This is a genomic window from Halolamina sp. (assembly GCF_036626355.1).
Classification (GTDB): domain Archaea; phylum Halobacteriota; class Halobacteria; order Halobacteriales; family Haloferacaceae; genus Halolamina.
The window spans coordinates 21,728-38,809 of the sequence record NZ_JAZKRY010000016.1 but is presented as its reverse complement, the minus strand read 5'-3'; the positions used below and the strand labels follow the sequence as shown (position 1 = coordinate 38,809).

Below are 17,082 nucleotides of genomic sequence, written 5' to 3'. Positions count from 1 at the left end.
AGCTCCCCATCGAGTACGCGGTCGAGCTCAACCGGCTGGTCGAACTAGAGATGGAGGGGAGTCTCGGATAACCAGTCAGGTTCGACTGGCCAGCAGGGAACGGATCTGCGGGGGGTTCCTGGCGGTTAGTAATCGGTTCGATATGAAGTTACTCGGAGGACCGCGACAGGGACCAGCGTTCGGTGCCGTCCCCTCGGTCATCTGCTCGCGTCGTGGACGGTTGAGCGATGTAGCCTGCGTCAGCAACAGCGAGTCCGCCTGCTCCGTCAGTTGTCCATTGCTTGTCGCCCGATAGAGAGAAGGCGGCTATCTGCGCTCCACTGGCGTGTGTAGTAGAGATAGACACGCGCTTATCGTCGACGGCGATGATTTTGACTGGCGGACCGACGTTTGCTTCCCAGAGTCCCTCGCCCGAAGTCGCGTTTTTTGGCCCGACGTAGCCGTGAAAGCCACCAGTGTGGGCGTGGTCGCCAGTGCCGGCCATATCAGTGATCGGTCCCCCAGGTAGCGATGTCGTCCACTGTTCGGAGCCATCGTCCGACCTGAGTGCGCGAAGATGGCTCCCGGCGGTCACGAACACCGCCTCGTCAGCGTGGACCGGCCCAGACATCGAGGTGATGTTGACTGTTGTTAGCATGTTCGTCGAAGGGAGAGACACCTGTCAGGCCGTCTCGCCGCTGGCCGCATCGAGCGCGACACAAGCCGTGTCCCTCCCACATCGTGGTCGGGATTGGACCACTCACCACTGTCAACAGTCGGCACTGGCGTCGATGTCTGTGTTGCTGTCGGCGTTGTGTCGGGAGTGGAGCTCTCAGATGGTGACGACGAACCACTCGCCGAGACCACGTTGGGGGAGGAACAGCCAGCGACGAGGAGTGAAACACAGCTCCCGGTCGGAGCGAGGAACTGGCGGCGAATTATACGGTTCTGTCATCCACCGATGAGTACGTGCTTTCTCCATCCCAAACAGCCCAATCGGTGAGTCGGTGCTGCATACGCGCTCTGTATTCAGCAGAACATCATTGACCCCCCGTAAGATACCACCCATACTACGAACGACTTGCTTTCCAGAAGAACTCCGCAGACTCGGCAGCCACACCGATAACAATGTCCACCGGTGAACATGATTCTCAGAGATTTGGAACGATACCCCAAAGACAAGTGTACTTGTTACCAGTTCACACGTATGACCGGCGAACGGATGGACGCCATCGAGACCACGGAGTTTCTCGAGGCTCAATATACGGGTGTGCTCGCGATGGGACGAGACAACATCGGCTACGGAATCCCCATCTCGTATACGTACGACACTGCGGGACCGTACATCTACTTCCGACTGGCCTATGCCGGGAGTAGTCAGAAGCGCAAGTTCATCGAGGCCGCCGACTCGGTCGCCTTCGTGGTGTACGCTGAGACCGAAGGGGGCTGGAAAAGTGTCGTTGCCGAGGGGGCGATCGAAGAACGATCGGAAACCGATTTCGAGGCGCGCCGAATCGAAGCCGTCCGGAGACTCGACATCCCGTACTTTACAGTCCACGACCGGCCCGCTGATGATCTCGAATTCGTTATCGCTCGAATCGATGTCTCTAACCTGACTGGGGTGGTTGAGGGTGGGTCGGATCGATAACCCGACGTCACGACCACGCCTGTAGTGAACACTCTCTCGAATGTGTATTCTCAGAGGGATCAGCAGAGTTTCTCGGAGTTGCTCCAGCTCCGATCGGATGGAACCGCTCGGTTTTGAAGGTACAGCAGGGGTAAATCCATGACTAGCTCTGCTGATGCCTATCAGTAGCGGTGTGAGCTGGAGTGGATTGAGATGTCATGCGAGTGGTTACGATCTAACTCAGATGATCCGTAACAGGTAGTTTCAACAGTGAGTATCCAGTACCAGGGGTCTCCTGACCGCTTCAAGCGAGGATCTGTTCAGTCGAGATGCTGGATGTATCCAAATTTAGTAGGGTGAGTTTCGGCTTCCCACGTAATGAGAAGGAGGACAATCGATTTTTCCCTCTAACGAAATATACGAGTGGGTGACACCTGATGCCCGAAGAAGAACTGTTCAAAACAGAAGAACGAGTCACGAGAACGGAGATCGCTGGAGTATTACGCGACGCTGCAGATCAGATCGAATCGGGTGATGTCCAGTTGGTGGGCAATACAACAGAACAGACCGTAACTGTTCCAGAGAGCCCTCGATTCGAGGTCGAACTCGAACGACTCACCGATTCAGAAACTGGCGACCAGCGGTACGAACTCGAGTACGAAATCGGATGGACGAAGTAGCACTCTCACGTGCTAAGCTCATCTTCGGATTCAGGCTCCTATTATTCGACAGCATCGGTAGTGAAATAGCCGCTACGTACGCACACCTACCGAGAAGTCGATTCGCGAATTAATAGCATGAAATCAACGGTGAGCGAGTGCTGCATACCACTCTGTATTCAGCAGGTTATTTGTGGCAAAACCTGAGCACTACAACAGGTCGGCTTCTTGAATTTTTGCGCACCCACAGGGGTGCGCGCGAACCTTGCCTTCGGCTGCGGAAGCCGAGCTGAGGTGGTGGTTCCTTGGGTTTGTGCCTTTAGGCACACCCCTAAGGGCGAACTTAACCCCCCTGGTTAGGTTTCGTCCGACCGACGGCAGCTGCTCGACGGGACTCAGGGAGTGGGTGACTCCACCTGAAACGGTGGGCGGGCCAGAAACAGGCAACTTATGATGGGTAAACGGGGGTGAGAAAGAGAGTTGCCACTACCCCGAACGGACCGCGTACCGGTCCGTCCGAGGAGATCGTCGGCTAACCGAGCAGCGCGGAGTGGCTGACGGGCAGCTGCCGACGACCGCGACCTTCCCGAGACGGATCGCCTCGATGGCCTCGCCGCGGTTGTCGACGTCGACGCCGTGTTTCGCGCACCAGGTCATGAGCGCCGAGGTCGCGTCGTCGAGCCCGCGCTCAGCGGAGAGCAGCGCCTGGCCCACGGCCTCGGTGAGGTCTCGACTGGCCTCCCGCATCTGCTGGACGGAGTCGTGAACCATCTCAGCGACGTGAGTGCTCCGGAGGCTCACCGAGCCGTACTCCTGCTCGACCAAACCCTCGATGCGCGAGAGCGCGCGGCGAACAGAGCCCACGTGACGGCTGTGCCGCTCCGCGATATCGGCTGGTGAGACGCGACCACCGTCGGTGACGACGTCTCCAGCGCCTCCTCCTCGACTGGGGAGAGCCCGCGGTTGGCGGTGAGCTCTCGGATGACGATGGACTCCTGCTCGTTCCGAATCCGAGTGAGGTTCAGCTCGGGCACGTCCTCCGCCTCGCCGATCTCGGCATCGAAGTAGGCGTCCGGGCAGAACGGGCCGCCACCCGCTCCGGGCGTAGCCGTAACTCCAGCGTCCTCGAGGACGGCGTGGAGCGTGCGGTCGAGCTATCGCTCCAGATCGTCGAGCTCGTCGACGGTGACGCCGATCTTCCCGTCCCACCGGGAAACCTGATAGCTCACGCCAAGCTTCGGGTGTGAGAGCGGGTGGTCGTCAGGGAGGGAATGGGCCTCCCTCGCGTAGTAGTGCTTGATCTCGACCGGTGCGCTGTGGGTCGGGAACGCTTCGCGAACCCGGCGTGGCCCGAGCGTTACCGTGTGGTAGTAGCCCGGGAGCTGCCGGCCGTGGATATCCTCGTCGTTCTGGACGATTTTCCGGTAGCCCGAGCGGTCGTTCTCGAGCAGGTGTCCGAGGTTCGCAATTGGCCCGTCGCGGGCGTGGATGGGGCCGGCGGCGTCCTCGTAGATTCGCACGTAGCGCTCGCCGTCCTGGACCGAGCTCGATTCGTGGGCGTCCCGGAAGTGGCCGGGATTCATCTCGAGTGCTCCAGCGGCGGCCCGAATGAGACCCTGATAGCGGTGGGCGTCGATGTTCGCCCCGGAAGCTCGGAGGTTCACGCGCTCCTCGATATCCTTGGGGATGGACAATTCGCTCCGGGAACCGTCGCTCGACTAAAACGACCATTTCCTGCCAGCGCGGCCGGAGGTGCGCGTTCAGCTTCTGCTTCCCCACTTCGTCTTCGTCGGGGTGCCGCGCGATGTGGATGCGGAACTCACGCATCGTCTCGAACTCCCACGAGGTTCCGGTGTGGGTCGTCTCGCCGGGGTGAACGATGTTCGAGTCCTGGCTGTAGAGCTTCGCAATCCAGCGCTCGCCGCTGGCGGTGAAACTCGTGCCAGATGGGCTGAACCGCCTTCATTTATTGCCCTCCAGCAGCCCGTAGAACTCCACACACTCGCGACAGTAGAGCTCTCCGTCGATTCCGACGACGGGCTCGCGCCCGAGCTGGCCGAGCCGGTGGCCGTGCGCGCGACAGGTGGCCTCGCCCGTCGAGGCAGCACGGAGCTGCTCGGCCTCGGTGCTCACTCTGCCTCGCCTCCGACGATACCGCCGTCAGTCGCAAGAACGCGTGACCCGCGGTTACGTGCGGTCTGTTCGGCAGGATCCGGGTAGTCGACCGGGGTGCCGGCCCCAGAGCCCTGCTGAAGACGTGGCCGGCTGTCGCAGGCGAGACACCGGTGTACGATTCCCGAGGCGTCGCCGAAGGTCCGCCGGAAGTCAGCACTGACGTGAGAACCGCAGTGCTGACAATTGTCTCGCTCGGAGCCGAGTTGATTCTCGAGCTCCATCATGAGACCCACCCCGACGCCGTCTGGGGCCACTTACACCTGCACAGATGGAACGTCTCGGAAAAGTTATGGGACCGCCGAGATTCGAACTCAGGTCCTACCGACCCCATCGGCAGAGGATACCACTACCCTACGGTCCCGCGAGTGAATCCAGAGCATTCCGGCAATTAAGCGCTTCGTTTCAAACCCATCGAGCAGCCGCTTGCACTCACTCAGTATGTGTCTCGCCTCCGTTACTTGCCAGGGCTGTCGTCAATCAGTTCCTGTGTAGCGGGGGCGGCTTCCGGTCACTCTCAACGCATCTGGGGTGGAGATCAACTCGGTCCGGGAGTGCCGCGTCGACTTCGCGATGGCGTATCTGCTCGGACGGTGGCTGTTCTAACCCGGCCTGGACTGGTTTCTCGGGGACCGCAAAATTGTCGTCGAACGCACGGTTCGGCAGCTGGTCGCCCAACTCGCCCACGTCGGGGGCGCCGCAATGTGCCGCTGGGTCGGTCGCCACTTCGCCGGCACCGCACGCGTATCGGCCTCAGCGCTCGCAAAGAAGCAGCGCGAGAGCGACGAAGACGAAGACCAAGACATCGGACGGAGCCTACGCTTCCGGGTCACGCGGCGCCAGCAGCTCGCCGTCGTCGCGGGCAGCCATCCGGAGCACCGCATCGCCTTCGTACACCGCCAACCCCTCGGTTCGACCGATGATGTAGCCGTCGTGCTCGGCCTCGACCGTGTCTAACTGCTCGCCAGCCGAGGTGACGATGTCCGCGACGACCTCGCTCTCCTCGACGACGTCGCCAGCCTCCACGCGGTGGCGGACGAGCCCGGCCGTCTCCGTCCGCGGGCCGTTGAACCGCCGTGTCGGGAAGTCGACTGGCGCCTCGAACGCACCGGGCTCAGCGATGTCTTCGGGCCAGCTCTCGAGCATCCCCAGTTCGTCCATCACGCCGTACATCCCGGCGACGCCGGCTTCGCGGATATCCTCCGTGACGACGCTGTGGGTGCCGAACTCCGTCGTGAACGCCGGAATCCCCGCGGCGTTGCAGACTGCCCCCGCAGTCGAGCGTTGGAGGCTCTGCTCGACGTACTCGTCGACGGGGTACTCCGTCAGCAGCGGGAGCCCGGTGGCCTCGACCAGCGCCGCAAGCTCCTCGGCCAGGTCCTGGGCCTCCTCCTCGCTCCGGCGCTCGCCGTAGAGCACGCGGTCACGGATGACGAACGGGTAGGAGTTCACGCCAGCTGTGTGGTTGTCGACCAATGCGTCGGCGCTGTCGACGATCTCCTGGTACAGCCGCTCGTCGATGCGTTCCTGGACCTCCGGCGGCCGCGAGGAGTCGCTCTCCGGGTCGGGGAACTTCCGGTTCGGGTCGTCGTCGCTGTAGTAGGAGGTCCGGGCGTTGCGCCGAAGCCCCGCGGGGTTGATGACCGGGACACAGACCACGGTTCCGGAGAGTTCCGGCGGAAGCGATTCGCGCATGGTGTCCTGTGCGACGGCGACACCGGTCGCCTCGTCGCCGTGAATCCCGCCCGTAATCCAGAGCGTCGGGCCGTTTTCCTCGCCGTTGGCGATGACGACGGGGAGCTGTTCGGGCGTCCCTGTCGGGAGCTGTGTGACTTCGACGTAGCCGCGTGCCAGTTCACCGGGCTCGGCGCTGGCAGTTCCGAGTTCCATGCAGGTGGCTGCGGCGGCGGCGACAAGAAGCTACGGTCCCCGGAAACAGGGAGTGAGGGATTAGAGGCGGTCACGGCATCAGAATCCCTGCTCGCGAGCGGTCATGCGCCGCGACTGGCGAGCACGCCGTAACCGGTTACACCAGCACCCGCTTCAGCGAGACCACCTCGCCCGCATCGGCGTCAGGCTCCCCGACCAGCTCCCCAAGACAGACCGCGCTTCCATCAGGCGTGTAGCAGGCCAGCAAGTCGTCGTCACCGGGCGAAAGCTCAGCAGCCGCGGAATCTGTGTCGACGACCCCCGGCGCGTAGACGGGTGCTCCCTCGGCGACCTGCTCGGCGGCGCTCCGGGCGATGGTGATGGCCGGGAGATGCGCCGTCGAACGCTCGGCCGGCGAGACGACCTCGCGGAGGAACGTCTCGTCGATCTCTCCCTGGTAGTCGGCCCCGGGCTGGCCAGCGCCGGCCCACGCCAGCCCGTCGGCGAGGTCCTGCAGCGTCACGAGGTCGGTGTCGTCGAACGGGTCGGTGGCGACGCGGCGCAGGTCGCCCATGTGGGCACCGGTGCCGAGCGCCAGCCCGAGATCGTGACAGAGCTTCCGGATGTACGTCCCGCTCTCACACCGGATGCGGAGCAGCGCCTGCCGGCCCTGGAGCTCCAGCAGCTCCAGGTCGTGGATCTCCCGGGAGCGCAGTCGGCGGGTGACGGCGCTTTTTCGGGGGGGTTTCTGGTAGATTTCGGTCTCGAACTCCGCGAGCGTGGCCTCGAGGTCCGTCGGCAGGAGGCCGTGGAGTTCCAGCACCGCGACGTACTCCTTGGTCCCCTCGAGAAAGACGGGCGCCAGCCGCGTGGCGTCGCCGAGCAGTGACGGTAGACAGCCCGTCACTTTCGGGTCGAGCGTGCCCGCGTGGGCCGCGCGCTCGACGTCCGCGAGGTCGCGCACCCAACCAGCGACCTGGTGAGCCGAGGGGCCGGCGGGCTTGTCGAGGTTGACGACGCCGAACGAGAGGAGTTCCTCGACGGAGCGCTCCTCCGGCGGCGCGCGGAGCGGGGAGTGTTCGGTCACGGCTCAGAAGTCGTAGCGGACGCCCTCGACGGGGTATTTCCCTTCGTCGACGGTCTCGTCGTAGCGCTCGACGGCGTTCGCCAACAGGTCCGGCACGGCCATCTCCCCCCAGCGTGCGGTGTTGATGGTCACGTCGTAGATTCCAAGGTCAGCGATATCGATATCGTAGAGCTCCTGGTAGCGCTTGGCCTCACTCTGCTCGCGGCGCTTGGTGACCGCGCGGGCTTCCGCCACGGTCTTGTCCTCCCGTGCCGCGATGCGCTCGGCACGCACGTCGAGGGGGGCGTCGAGCCAGAAGCGCAGGTCCGCGTGCTCGGCAGCGAGCCAGCCGGCGAGACGGGACTCCAGCAGGACGGCGTCGCGGGTTGCGGCGACGGTACGGAGCCGCCGGTCGAGATCCTTGTCGATCTGGGCTTCCTCCTCGGCGAGTTCGTTGAACTCGACAGGGCTGTACCCACGCTCATCGGCGAGTTCGCGGAAGAGGTCGCCGCCGCTGACGTAGTCGAGGCCGAAACGGTCGGCGAGGAGCTCGGCGTTGGTGCTCTTCCCGCTTCCCGGCGGGCCGGAGACGGTGAGTAACATAGCGCTACTCCGACGAGGAGGGGGAAAATCGTTGCCGTTCGCGGTTCCGGGATCGCGAGCCTACCGACCGCCGTCTGACAAACGTTTACCCAACCGCCGGCTCACCAGCGGGTATGGATGTCCCCGAGACCGTCACCCGCGCGCTCGCCGACCGCGACGTGACGGGCAAGCGCTGCCTCGAAGCCGGCGCGGGGGTCGGGAATGCGACGGCTGGCCTGCTCGATGCCGGCGCCGAGCACGTCTACGCCGTGTCGAACGACCGCCGCGACGCCGTGCGGGTGCGGGAGCGCCTCGGCGACGACGAGCGCGTCACCCTGCTGGAAGCCGACCTTCGCGCAATCCCGCTGCCCGACGACTCGATGGAGTGCATCACCGCCCACGCGCTGTTCAACGTGCTGCCGAACGACGCGACAACAGCGATCGCGGAGGAACTGGGCCGCGTCGCCGCAGCCGGCGCCGAACTGGTCGTCGACGAGTACGACCCGATACCCCCGGAGTCGCCAGTTCGACAGCTATTCGCCGTCGAGAACGCCGCCGCTGAGCTGGCGAATGCGCGGCCGGCACTCACCTTCTACCCTGTCGAGGGGCTCCGGCGACTCTTCGCTGGCAACGGCTGGGAGCGGATTCGTGAGCGGACGATCCTGGAGCCAGTGCCGTGGACAGAGGGCCACCTGACCGCCCACGTCGCCGAAGTCCGTGGGTACGCACAGCAGCTGCCGGACCCGCTCGGGCAGCCGCTGATAACCGAGGCCGAACGACTGGCGAAAACGACCGTCTCCCGTGACGAGGGGCGGATGTACAGCGTGGCACTGCGACTGTCGGAGTAGGCGGTCGGCGTATCGGCGTTCTGGAACAGCGTTTCGTTGCCGTGCAACGGCGACGCCCGCGACGCGCCGGTGTGGGCGGGTTTTTCACCACGGGGACGCAACGCCCTGCTAATGAGTCACGACCGGAAGCAGTCCGGCTTCAAGCAACGCACCCGGGTCGACGAGGCGCTCGCGGCGCTCCGGAACGTCGTCGACCCCCACGGCCGCGTCGAGCACGTACCGCTGCCCGACGCCGACGGACGAACGCTCGCGGCGACGCTCCGTGCGCCCACCTCCGTGCCCGCCGAACCGGAGGCGGCGATGGACGGCTACGCGGTCCGGGCCGCGGACACCTTCGGCGCCTCCGACCGCTCGCCAGAGCTGCTACAGGCAGATACGGTGGAGCCGACCGACACACACGTCGGACCGGGCGAGGCGGTCCGGGTCCACACCGGCAGCGCGCTGCCCGAGGGCGCTGACGCCGTCGTCATGATCGAGGAGACCGAGACCATCGGTGGCGAGGTGGAGCTGTTCGACGCCGTCGCCGAAGGGGAGAACGTCGCGCCCGTGGGCGAGGACGTCGAGGAAGGCCAGGAGCTCTACGACCCCGGCGCCGTCCTCCGCCCCTCCGACCTCGGGCTCCTGAAGTCCGTCAGCTTCACCGAGATACCGGTGTTCGAGAGACCCGTCGTCACCGTCATCCCGACCGGCGAGGAGCTCGTCCAGGCGGACCCCGGGCCCGGCGAGACCATCGAGACGAACGGGTTGACCGCCTGCCGGTTCGTGGAGCGCTGGGGGGGCGAGCCCGAGAAGCTGGATATCGTCGACGACGACCCCGAGGCGCTGAAAGCGGCGATTCGCTCGGGACTCGACGGCGACATCGTCGTCACGACCGGCGGTTCCTCGGTCGGGGAACGCGACCGCCTCCCCGAGGTGCTTTCCGAGCTTGGCGAGGTTGTCGTCCACGGCATCGCGCTCAAACCGGGCCATCCCTTTGGCTTTGCCGTCGTCGAGAACACGCCCGTGCTGATGCTGCCGGGCTACCCCGTCGCGAGCATCATCAATGCCGTGCAGTTTCTCCGACCCGCGGTCAAACGCCGGATGAACGCGCCGCTGCCGGACCACCCGACGACCGAGGCGCGACTGGAGCGAAAGATCGCCAGCGAGCCCGGTATCCGGACATTCGCGCGCATCCGGCTGAGCGAGGAGGACGACGAGCCAGTCGCCACCCCAACCCGGGTGTCCGGCTCAGGCGTGCTGTCGAGCGTCGCCCTGGCTGATGGCTGGGTCGTCGTCGACGAACCCGCGGAGGGGATCGACGCGGGCGAACGCGTCGCGGTCCAGAACTGGGAGGCGAACCAATGAGCGAACGCAAGCAGTTCCGCGACCTGGCGACGCCCGCCGAGGCCCACGAAGCTATCGCGTCGCTCGACCTCGTTCCGGAAGCCGAAACCGTCCCGCTCGCCGAGGCACGCGGCCGCATCCTCGCCGAACGGGTGGACGCCGAACTCGACGTGCCGGGGTTCGACCGGGCCTCGATGGACGGCTACGCGGTCCGGGCCGCGGACACGTTCGGCGCCGACGAAGCCGACCCGGCGACGCTGGAACTCGTCGGAACCGTCCACGCGGGTGTGGAGCCCGAGGTCGTCGTCGGTGAAGGGGAATGCGCCGAAATCTCCACTGGCGCAGTGATGCCCGACGGCGCCGACGCCGTCGTGATGGTCGAGCGGACCGACGAAGGCGTCGACGACGACGCTGTCGAGGTTCGCACCTCGCTGGCGCCGGCCGATCACGTGATGCCCGCCGGCGCCGACATCGCTGCGGGCCAGCGCGCGCTCGGCCCCGGAACGGAGCTGACACCCAGAGAGATCGGCCTGCTCTCGGCGCTCGGCCAGGACGAGATTCCGGTCCGCGGGAAGCCGACCGTCGGCATCGTCTCGACCGGTGACGAACTGGTCCGCCCCGGCGGCGACCTCAACAGCGACGCCGGTCAGATCTACGACGTGAACAGCTACACCATCGCCGCCGGCGTCGAGGAGGCGGGCGGGGAGGCGAGGCTCTACCCCCACGCCGGGGACGATGTGGCGGCGATGGAGGACGCGCTGACGACCGCCGCCGACGAGTGTGACCTGGTGCTCTCCTCGGGCTCCACCTCGGCGTCGGCCGTCGACGTGGTGTATGAGGTTATCGAGGACCGCGGCGATCTGCTGCTCCACGGCGTCTCGGTCAAGCCGGGCAAGCCGATGCTCGTCGGCCGCCTGGAGGACAGCGCCTACGTCGGCCTGCCAGGCTACCCCGTTTCCGCACTCACCATCTTCCGGACGTTCGTCGCGCCCGCAGTACGAAGCGCCGCCGGCGTCCCCGAGCCCCGAACCGCGACCGTCGAGGGGACCCTTGCAGCGGAGGAGCGCTACAGCGAGGGCCGCACCCGGATGATGCCGGTGGGGCTCGTCGAGGACGAAGACGGTGAGACGCTCGTCTACCCGGTCGACAAAGGCTCGGGCGCGACAACCAGCCTCGTCGAAGCCGACGGCGTGGTCGAGGTCGACGCGGACACCGAGTATCTGGCCGAGGGAGAGCACGTGCGCGTGACGCTGTTCTCCCCCAGCGTCCGGACGCCGGCGGTGCTCGCACTGGGCGAGGACGACCCCGCGTTCTCCCGGTTGCTGGATCGCCTCAACTCCAGCCGCTTTCTCCCCGTCGGCTCTCGTGAGGGGTTGCGACGCCTGCGCGACGGGCTGCCCGACGTCGCTGTCGTCGCCGGGCCGACCCGTCGAGAGGTGGCGTCGGTCGAACTCAGCGAGTGGGAGCGCGAGTGGGGTCTCGTCGTCCCCGAGGGCAATCCCGAGAACGTCGGGGGGTTCGGCACGCTCGTCGACGAGGAGCTCCGGCTCGTGAACATGGACCGAGCCACCGGATTGCGGGCGAGCGTCGACGCCGAACTCGACCGGCTCGCCGCCGCTCGCGACGCCGAGAGCGCCGAACTCTCCGGCGCCATCGACGGCTTCGGCTTCACGCTGAAGGCCCACGAGAGCCCCGCTCGACGGGTACTCGCGGGCGACGCGGACGCCGGCGTGGGACTGCGCTCAACGGCGGAAAAGCTCGGGCTCGGGTTCGTCCCAGTCGGCACCCAGACCGTCCGGGTGCGGGCCAACCCCGACCGCATCGAGAAGGCCGGCGTCGCTGACCTGCAAGCAGTGCTTGCTGGCGTGGAGGACGTGCTCGCGGCGCTCCCGGGGTTCTCGGCCTGACGATGCGCCCCTCGGACCGCGGCGCGCCCCAGCTCGGCGGTCTCGCCGCCGGCATCGGTCTGCTCGCAGGGTCTGCAGCGCCCAGCGACGGCACCGAAGCCGCCGACTGCGAGCGTATCCTCGCGCTCGGGGACTCTTACACCGAGGGCACGAGCGTCTCCAACGACGAGCACTGGGTGACCAAGCTCGTCGAGACCCGTCGGGCGAACGGTCATCCCGTCACCGATCCGGTCGTCGTCGCGGAGAACGGCTGGACTACCGGTGACCTCGACGAGGCTATCGATGACGCGCTCGCCGGCAGGCGGGCGGGCGGCGAGGACGACGCTGAGACCGACCTGGACCTCACCGACGAGTTCGACCTCGTCACCCTGCTCATCGGCGCCAACGACTGCTTCCAGGAACAGGCTCCCGGGACGTTCCACCCGACGTTCGTCGCCGTGCTGGACCGAGCGATCAGCTTCGCCCCGAGTCCGGCGAACGTCGTGGTCATCACCGTTCCGGACTACACGCTCACCCCGGTCGGCCAGCAGAACGAGCCCGAGGAGCACGCGAGCCGGTTGAACGCCTACAACAGGATCATCGAGGAGGAGGCAGCAGCCGCCGGAACACGGTTCGTCGACGTCGTGCCGCCGTCGAAGCAGGTCGTCGGCAGGCCCGAACTCATCGCAGAAGACGACCTCCACCCCTCGCCCGAACAGTACGACCGCTGGCTGGAGCGTCTCTCGCCGGTGGCTATCGAGGCCCTGAAGAGCTGAACTGCAGCGCTACTGGCCACCCGAGTCTCCAACGGCGATCGCGTCGAGTTCTTCGAAGTCCCTGACGCGGTGGTCGGCGAGCACGCACTGCCCCCGCCGGTCGTGGCCGTGGCGTTCGACGTGAACCGCATCGAGGCCGGCGTTCCACGCCGCGCCAACGTCGCTCGGGCCGTCGCCGGCGAGCACGCCCGACGCGTCGGTGCCGACACCGAGCTGCTGCATCGCGTACTCGACCGGTTCGGGGTCGGGTTTCCAGCCGAGGTCGTCCGAACAGCAGACGAACGTGTCGAAGCGGGAGTCCAGGTCGAGGTGGTCGACGACCCGCTCGGCCAGAAACGGCGCGCAGTGGGTGACGACGCCGATGGGGACCGCCCCCTCGAGTGCGTGCAGCAGCGTGTCGGCGTCGTCGTGGATGAACGTCGCCTCCGCACGGGCGCCGGCGTCCTCGACGTCGTGGAGTGTTGGCCAGAACGTCGCGGGGTCGATGCCAAGCGCCTGTAGCTCGTCGCTCCGGGGGCCGCCAAGTCCGTGCCAGAGCGTCTCGATCTCCTCGTCCGTAAACTTCCGATCCAGCCGGTCGCCGACGGCCTCGAACGCCTCGCGGCGGTAGCGCGGCTCGACGTCGACGATAGTGCCGTCGAGATCGAGGAGCCAGCACTCGTAGTCGGGCATGGAGAGGGACTGTTTGGACTGCTCCGGTAAGTGCTTTTCCCGGCGACGTGAACGGGACAGATCGGCGGTCCCCGGCGAATCGTCGGCGGAGCGCTCAGACTTCCTCCCGCGGGACGACGTGGATGGAGGAGCCGAGATACTGCTGGAGCGCCTCGTCGGCGCTCTCGGCGTTGAATCGCGTGAGGTCCTCGGCGACGGCCTCCCGCAGCGCCTCGAGATACGCCTCGTCGGTCCGGAGCTCTTTGAACGTGAGCGACTCCACTTCCACGCCGAGCCAGTCGCTCGCCGCCCGTCGGAGCGGCGCCTCGTCGCTGATCTCGCCGCGCCAGAGCCGGTCGCGGAAGAACAGCCAGTCGATCTGGGCGCCGGACTCGCCGGGCTCGGGCGCGAACAGCCGGAGGGTCGTCTCGAAGCGGCCCGGGGTGAGCGACACCGCCGCCGCGGAGACGCGGAACGCGGCGTCGAAGACGTACGCCGCCGTCATCGAGTCCTCGTCGGAGCCTCCGGCGTCCGACCCACGCCCGCGGTTCATCAGTACTCGCCCTCGAACAGCTCCGCCATCTGGATATCCTGCTCCGTGATGCCACCAGCTTCGTGGGTCGTAAAGCGCACCTCGACCTCCCCGTAGGTGAGCGTCATCTCGGGGTGGTGCCATTCTTCCTCCGCCAGTTCGGCTATTTCGCCGAGGAACGCCGCGGCGTCGAGATACTCGTCGAACTCGTACGTTCGGACGATTTCGTCGCCGTCGCGCTCCCAGGCTTCGGGGACCTCCTGGTCAACGACTTCGTCTGCAAGTACTTCGGCCATGCCCGAGTGAATGGGCGCTGCAAGGGAAAAGCTTCGCCCGGCTCAGGAACCCCGTTCTTCGACGCCGTCCGGCGCGCCCTCGGCGTCGACGGCGTCGGTGGTCGGGTCGAACAGCGCCATCGCGGTCCGGATGGTGGTCCAGTCGTCCTCAGCGGCGGCCTCCCGGAGGCTCTTGGTCGGCGGGGCGAGCAGCTGAGAGACAAGCGAGTCCGCGAGCGCCTCGACGGTTTCGCGCTGTTGGTCGGTCAGCTCGCCCTGGGCCTCGAGCTTGGTGAGCGCCTCGTCGAGCTCTCGGGACTTCATCCGCGCTGCGCCCTCGTACATGCCGCTGATGGCGGCGTCGGCGCGGGCGCGCTTGAACGAGTCGAGCAGCCGGTCGAGTTCGGCGTCGATCATCGCCTCGACCTGGCGAGCTTCCTCGCGGCGCTGGGCGTGGGCGTTCTCGGTGACGGCCTCCAGATCGTCGATATCGTGGACAGTAACGCCCGGCAGCTCGTCGGCCGTCGGCTCGATATCCCGCGGGCGGGCGATGTCGACACAGACAGCTTCGGTCCCGTCGAGCGCCTCGGCGGACAGAACCGGTTCGGGGGCGCCGGTGGCGGCGACGACGACGGCGGCCTCCTCGGTTGCGTCGACGACGTTCGACAGCCCGACGGCCTCCGCCTCGACACCGACGTCCTGGGCGATGTGTTCAGCGTTGGTGAGCGTGCGGTTGGCGACGAGCAAGCGGGAGACGCCGGCGTCAGCCAGCGCGCGGGCCGCGAGGGTCCCCATCTCCCCGGCGCCGAGGACAAGTGCGGTTTCGTCGCTCAGGTCGGCCTCCTGGGCCGCGAGTTCGACGGCTGCCGAGCCCATCGAGACGGTTCCTTCGTTGATGGCCGTCTCCGTTCGGGCGCGCTCGCCAACGTGAACGGCTTTCAGCAGTGCCTCCTCGAGCACGGGACCGATAGTGCCGGACTCCTGGCCGCGTTCGAGACTCTCCTTGACCTGCCCGATGATCTGGTCCTCGCCGAGCACGAGTGATTCCAGGCCGCAGGCGACCCGCATCAGGTGGCGGATCGCCTCCTCGTGGCCGAACCGGGAAACTGCGCCCTCACGGACTTCGGGAGCGAAATCAGCCAACGCGTCGTGACCCATATCGGCAGTCTCGGCGACGACGTACGCCTCCGCGCGGTTGCAGGTGGCGAGCACGACGCTCTCGCTCACGCCCTGACGAGCCGCGAGCGTCTTCGCGGCCTCGCCGGCATCGACGGGCGCCGCGGACTCCAGCTCTTCGACGGTGGCGAGCGTGTGTGAGACGCTCACTCCAGTGATGACTCCTCGGGTCACGTCTCTCGACGGGGATAATCAGCCACCCCGGTAAAAGCTTCCGAACCCGGTGAACCGCCTGCCGTCACTCTGTTCTCACATCGAAATGGGGCGGAACTCACGGGGTGTCTGGGGCGGGCGGAGTGGGCCGCGAAACGGGAACCGATGCCGGGTTGTCAGGGAACCAGCGTCACGCCCTCAACGTGGTCGAGAGCAGCGATATCGTCCGCGAGCGCCTCCTGCTCGACGCCGGCTTCGTAGTAGAACACCAGGTCGAAGCTCCCCCCACGAAGCAGCTGTTGGCACTCCCAGACGAACTCCTCGTTTTCGATTGTTTTCCCCTGGAACTGGTTGGAGGAGAACTCATCGCTGTCGTTGCCGGCGTAGATGTACGCCTCGCCCTTCCCGGCGTGCTCCGCGATAATGTCGTTGAGCGCGACCGTAAGTTCGTGCATCTCCAGGTCCTGCTGGCCGCTCAGCTCCGTGTGGACCAGACAGCCCACGAGTTCGATGTCACCCGGTTCGAGCAGGCGTTTGGCCCGCTGGTAGAGGTCGTCGTCGACGGCGTCGGCCATATGCACGTATTCTCGGGAGCGGTCTTACCGGTGGCGGTTCGCAGCCGCCCGGCGCACCTCTGCGTGCGCTCCGATCCCAGACCTGTCCTGTTCCGCCACCGTGGCCCGGTCTCACACGCGAAAAGGCTATCCGCGCGCCACCGTAATTACACGTGTGCGACTCCGGTACGTCATCCCCGCGCTCCTGCTCATCCCGCTCGTCGACGCCCTCATGCTGGTGGTCGTCGCCGATTACCTGGGGTGGCAGGCGACGGTGCTGCTCGTCGTGCTCACGGGGCTCATCGGGATGCTGCTCGTGCGCGCGGAGGGCCGCCACACACTCAGACGCATTCAGGAGAAAGCCGCCCGGGGCGAGCCGCCGGCGAACGAACTGCTCGACGGCGCGCTACTCATCGTCGCCGGCGCGTTCCTCCTCACCCCCGGCGTGGTGACGGACGCCATCGGCTTCCTGTTGGCGCTGCCGCCGACGCGCTATCCGATCCGCACGGTGCTGAAGCGGTTCGTAGTCATCCCGAAACTGGACGAGAAAACCGACGGCTTCGTCACCGGCGGCGTCTGGACCAGCGGCTTCCCACAGGGCGACGGCGACGGTGCCGGCGGCCCCTTCGGCGCCGCTGGCGGGAGCCCGTTCGGTGGCGATGGTGGTGATCACGGCCCGTTCGGCGGCGCTGGGGGCACCAGCGGCGACGCGAGCGACGACGAGGACGTGTACGACGTGGACTCGGACTCGTACCGCGTCGAAGACGAGTGAGGTCGGCGGCCGGGCACGAGAGCAGAACCAGCCGCAGGCGACGGGATAGCGAAGAGAAAGCCTTAACCGATATCACGGCCAAGTCGGAGATGCGCTCACCTGGGCCAATAGCTCAGTCAGGTTGAGCGCTCGGCTGATAACCGGGAGGCCCGCGGTTCAAATCCGTGTTGGCCCATCCAGGT

At 66.4% G+C, this 17,082-nt stretch carries 18 protein-coding genes and 2 tRNA genes; 8 read left to right on the top strand and 12 right to left on the bottom strand.

What is annotated here, in order from left to right; translation table 11 throughout:
• Positions 1-1,186: 1,186 nt before the first annotated feature.
• Together V5A38_RS04250 and V5A38_RS04245 are read left to right on the top strand one after the other, a co-directional pair.
• A complete protein-coding gene (locus tag V5A38_RS04250; RefSeq protein WP_332324503.1) occupies positions 1,187-1,627 on the top strand; it encodes a pyridoxamine 5'-phosphate oxidase family protein in 441 nt (146 codons plus the stop codon).
• Between the two features lie 416 nt (positions 1,628-2,043).
• Positions 2,044-2,286: an amphi-Trp domain-containing protein gene (locus tag V5A38_RS04245; RefSeq protein ID WP_332324502.1), complete on the top strand. Its 243-nt coding sequence runs from the start codon at positions 2,044-2,046 to the stop codon at positions 2,284-2,286.
• 465 nt (positions 2,287-2,751) lie between these two features.
• Here V5A38_RS04245 and V5A38_RS04240 read toward each other — a convergent pair whose 3' ends face one another.
• The 7 genes from V5A38_RS04240 to cmk form a co-directional block, all read right to left on the bottom strand.
• A complete protein-coding gene (locus tag V5A38_RS04240) occupies positions 2,752-3,129 on the bottom strand; it encodes a hypothetical protein (protein WP_332324501.1) in 378 nt (125 codons plus the stop codon).
• Positions 3,130-3,419: 290 nt separating this feature from the next.
• On the bottom strand, positions 3,420-3,959 hold the full coding sequence (locus tag V5A38_RS04235; RefSeq protein WP_332324500.1) for a hypothetical protein: 540 nt from the start codon (positions 3,957-3,959) through the stop codon (positions 3,420-3,422).
• A 268-nt stretch (positions 3,960-4,227) separates the two neighbouring features.
• Positions 4,228-4,398 carry a hypothetical protein gene (locus V5A38_RS04230; RefSeq protein WP_332324499.1) on the bottom strand — a complete coding sequence of 57 codons (171 nt, stop codon included), beginning with the start codon at positions 4,396-4,398 and terminating at the stop codon, positions 4,228-4,230.
• 332 nt (positions 4,399-4,730) lie between these two features.
• Positions 4,731-4,801, bottom strand: a tRNA-Pro gene (locus tag V5A38_RS04225).
• 452 nt (positions 4,802-5,253) lie between these two features.
• Positions 5,254-6,327 (bottom strand): succinylglutamate desuccinylase/aspartoacylase family protein, encoded by a 1,074-nt coding sequence (locus V5A38_RS04220; RefSeq protein ID WP_332324498.1) that lies wholly within the window; start codon positions 6,325-6,327, stop codon positions 5,254-5,256.
• A gap of 136 nt (positions 6,328-6,463) precedes the next feature.
• Complete coding sequence (locus V5A38_RS04215; protein ID WP_332324497.1) at positions 6,464-7,393, bottom strand: RNA-guided pseudouridylation complex pseudouridine synthase subunit Cbf5; 930 nt, start codon at positions 7,391-7,393, stop codon at positions 6,464-6,466.
• Between the two features lie 3 nt (positions 7,394-7,396).
• Positions 7,397-7,975 (bottom strand): (d)CMP kinase, encoded by a 579-nt coding sequence (gene cmk / locus V5A38_RS04210; RefSeq protein ID WP_332324496.1) that lies wholly within the window; start codon positions 7,973-7,975, stop codon positions 7,397-7,399.
• 113 nt (positions 7,976-8,088) lie between these two features.
• On the opposite strand from cmk, the gene V5A38_RS04205 reads away from it, so the two are divergent.
• The 4 genes from V5A38_RS04205 (at position 8,089) to V5A38_RS04190 (ending at position 12,787) form a co-directional block, all read left to right on the top strand.
• A complete protein-coding gene (locus V5A38_RS04205; RefSeq protein ID WP_332324495.1) occupies positions 8,089-8,802 on the top strand; it encodes a class I SAM-dependent methyltransferase in 714 nt (237 codons plus the stop codon).
• A 111-nt stretch (positions 8,803-8,913) separates the two neighbouring features.
• Positions 8,914-10,146, top strand: a complete 1,233-nt coding sequence (glp, locus tag V5A38_RS04200; RefSeq protein ID WP_332324494.1) for a gephyrin-like molybdotransferase Glp — start codon at positions 8,914-8,916, stop codon at positions 10,144-10,146.
• Positions 10,143-12,032: a molybdopterin biosynthesis protein gene (locus V5A38_RS04195; protein ID WP_332324493.1), complete on the top strand. Its 1,890-nt coding sequence runs from the start codon at positions 10,143-10,145 to the stop codon at positions 12,030-12,032. Before glp ends, V5A38_RS04195 begins: the two co-directional genes overlap by 4 nt.
• A 2-nt stretch (positions 12,033-12,034) precedes the next feature.
• Positions 12,035-12,787 (top strand): GDSL-type esterase/lipase family protein, encoded by a 753-nt coding sequence (locus V5A38_RS04190; protein WP_332324492.1) that lies wholly within the window; start codon positions 12,035-12,037, stop codon positions 12,785-12,787.
• A 9-nt stretch (positions 12,788-12,796) separates the two neighbouring features.
• Here the strand turns inward: V5A38_RS04190 and V5A38_RS04185 are convergent, their stop codons facing one another.
• The 5 genes from V5A38_RS04185 to V5A38_RS04165 form a co-directional block, all read right to left on the bottom strand.
• On the bottom strand, positions 12,797-13,459 hold the full coding sequence (locus V5A38_RS04185; protein ID WP_332324491.1) for an HAD family hydrolase: 663 nt from the start codon (positions 13,457-13,459) through the stop codon (positions 12,797-12,799).
• Positions 13,460-13,553: 94 nt separating this feature from the next.
• On the bottom strand, positions 13,554-13,943 hold the full coding sequence (gene lwrS / locus V5A38_RS04180) for an LWR-salt protein (RefSeq protein WP_332324504.1): 390 nt from the start codon (positions 13,941-13,943) through the stop codon (positions 13,554-13,556).
• Between the two features lie 47 nt (positions 13,944-13,990).
• Positions 13,991-14,266: a 4a-hydroxytetrahydrobiopterin dehydratase gene (locus V5A38_RS04175; protein ID WP_332324490.1), complete on the bottom strand. Its 276-nt coding sequence runs from the start codon at positions 14,264-14,266 to the stop codon at positions 13,991-13,993.
• Positions 14,267-14,308: 42 nt separating this feature from the next.
• Positions 14,309-15,571: a glutamyl-tRNA reductase gene (hemA, locus tag V5A38_RS04170; RefSeq protein WP_332324489.1), complete on the bottom strand. Its 1,263-nt coding sequence runs from the start codon at positions 15,569-15,571 to the stop codon at positions 14,309-14,311.
• A 179-nt stretch (positions 15,572-15,750) separates the two neighbouring features.
• On the bottom strand, positions 15,751-16,149 hold the full coding sequence (locus tag V5A38_RS04165; protein WP_332324488.1) for a DUF5778 family protein: 399 nt from the start codon (positions 16,147-16,149) through the stop codon (positions 15,751-15,753).
• A 154-nt stretch (positions 16,150-16,303) separates the two neighbouring features.
• On the opposite strand from V5A38_RS04165, the gene V5A38_RS04160 reads away from it, so the two are divergent.
• Both V5A38_RS04160 and V5A38_RS04155 read left to right on the top strand, forming a co-directional pair.
• Positions 16,304-16,900 carry an FxsA family protein gene (locus tag V5A38_RS04160; protein WP_332324487.1) on the top strand — a complete coding sequence of 199 codons (597 nt, stop codon included), beginning with the start codon at positions 16,304-16,306 and terminating at the stop codon, positions 16,898-16,900.
• A gap of 101 nt (positions 16,901-17,001) precedes the next feature.
• Positions 17,002-17,075 (top strand) — tRNA-Ile (locus V5A38_RS04155).
• Positions 17,076-17,082 lie beyond the last annotated feature (7 nt).

Coding starts and splice junctions, on each gene's coding strand:
- V5A38_RS04250 (WP_332324503.1), top strand. CDS start 1,187: ATGACCGGCGAACGGATGGACGCCATCGAGACCACGGAGTTTCTCGAG.
- V5A38_RS04245 (WP_332324502.1), top strand. CDS start 2,044: ATGCCCGAAGAAGAACTGTTCAAAACAGAAGAACGAGTCACGAGAACG.
- V5A38_RS04220 (WP_332324498.1), bottom strand. CDS start 6,327: ATGGAACTCGGAACTGCCAGCGCCGAGCCCGGTGAACTGGCACGCGGC.
- cmk (WP_332324496.1), bottom strand. CDS start 7,975: ATGTTACTCACCGTCTCCGGCCCGCCGGGAAGCGGGAAGAGCACCAAC.
- V5A38_RS04205 (WP_332324495.1), top strand. CDS start 8,089: ATGGATGTCCCCGAGACCGTCACCCGCGCGCTCGCCGACCGCGACGTG.
- glp (WP_332324494.1), top strand. CDS start 8,914: ATGAGTCACGACCGGAAGCAGTCCGGCTTCAAGCAACGCACCCGGGTC.
- V5A38_RS04195 (WP_332324493.1), top strand. CDS start 10,143: ATGAGCGAACGCAAGCAGTTCCGCGACCTGGCGACGCCCGCCGAGGCC.
- V5A38_RS04190 (WP_332324492.1), top strand. CDS start 12,035: ATGCGCCCCTCGGACCGCGGCGCGCCCCAGCTCGGCGGTCTCGCCGCC.
- V5A38_RS04185 (WP_332324491.1), bottom strand. CDS start 13,459: ATGCCCGACTACGAGTGCTGGCTCCTCGATCTCGACGGCACTATCGTC.
- lwrS (WP_332324504.1), bottom strand. CDS start 13,943: ATGACGGCGGCGTACGTCTTCGACGCCGCGTTCCGCGTCTCCGCGGCG.
- V5A38_RS04175 (WP_332324490.1), bottom strand. CDS start 14,266: ATGGCCGAAGTACTTGCAGACGAAGTCGTTGACCAGGAGGTCCCCGAA.
- V5A38_RS04165 (WP_332324488.1), bottom strand. CDS start 16,149: ATGGCCGACGCCGTCGACGACGACCTCTACCAGCGGGCCAAACGCCTG.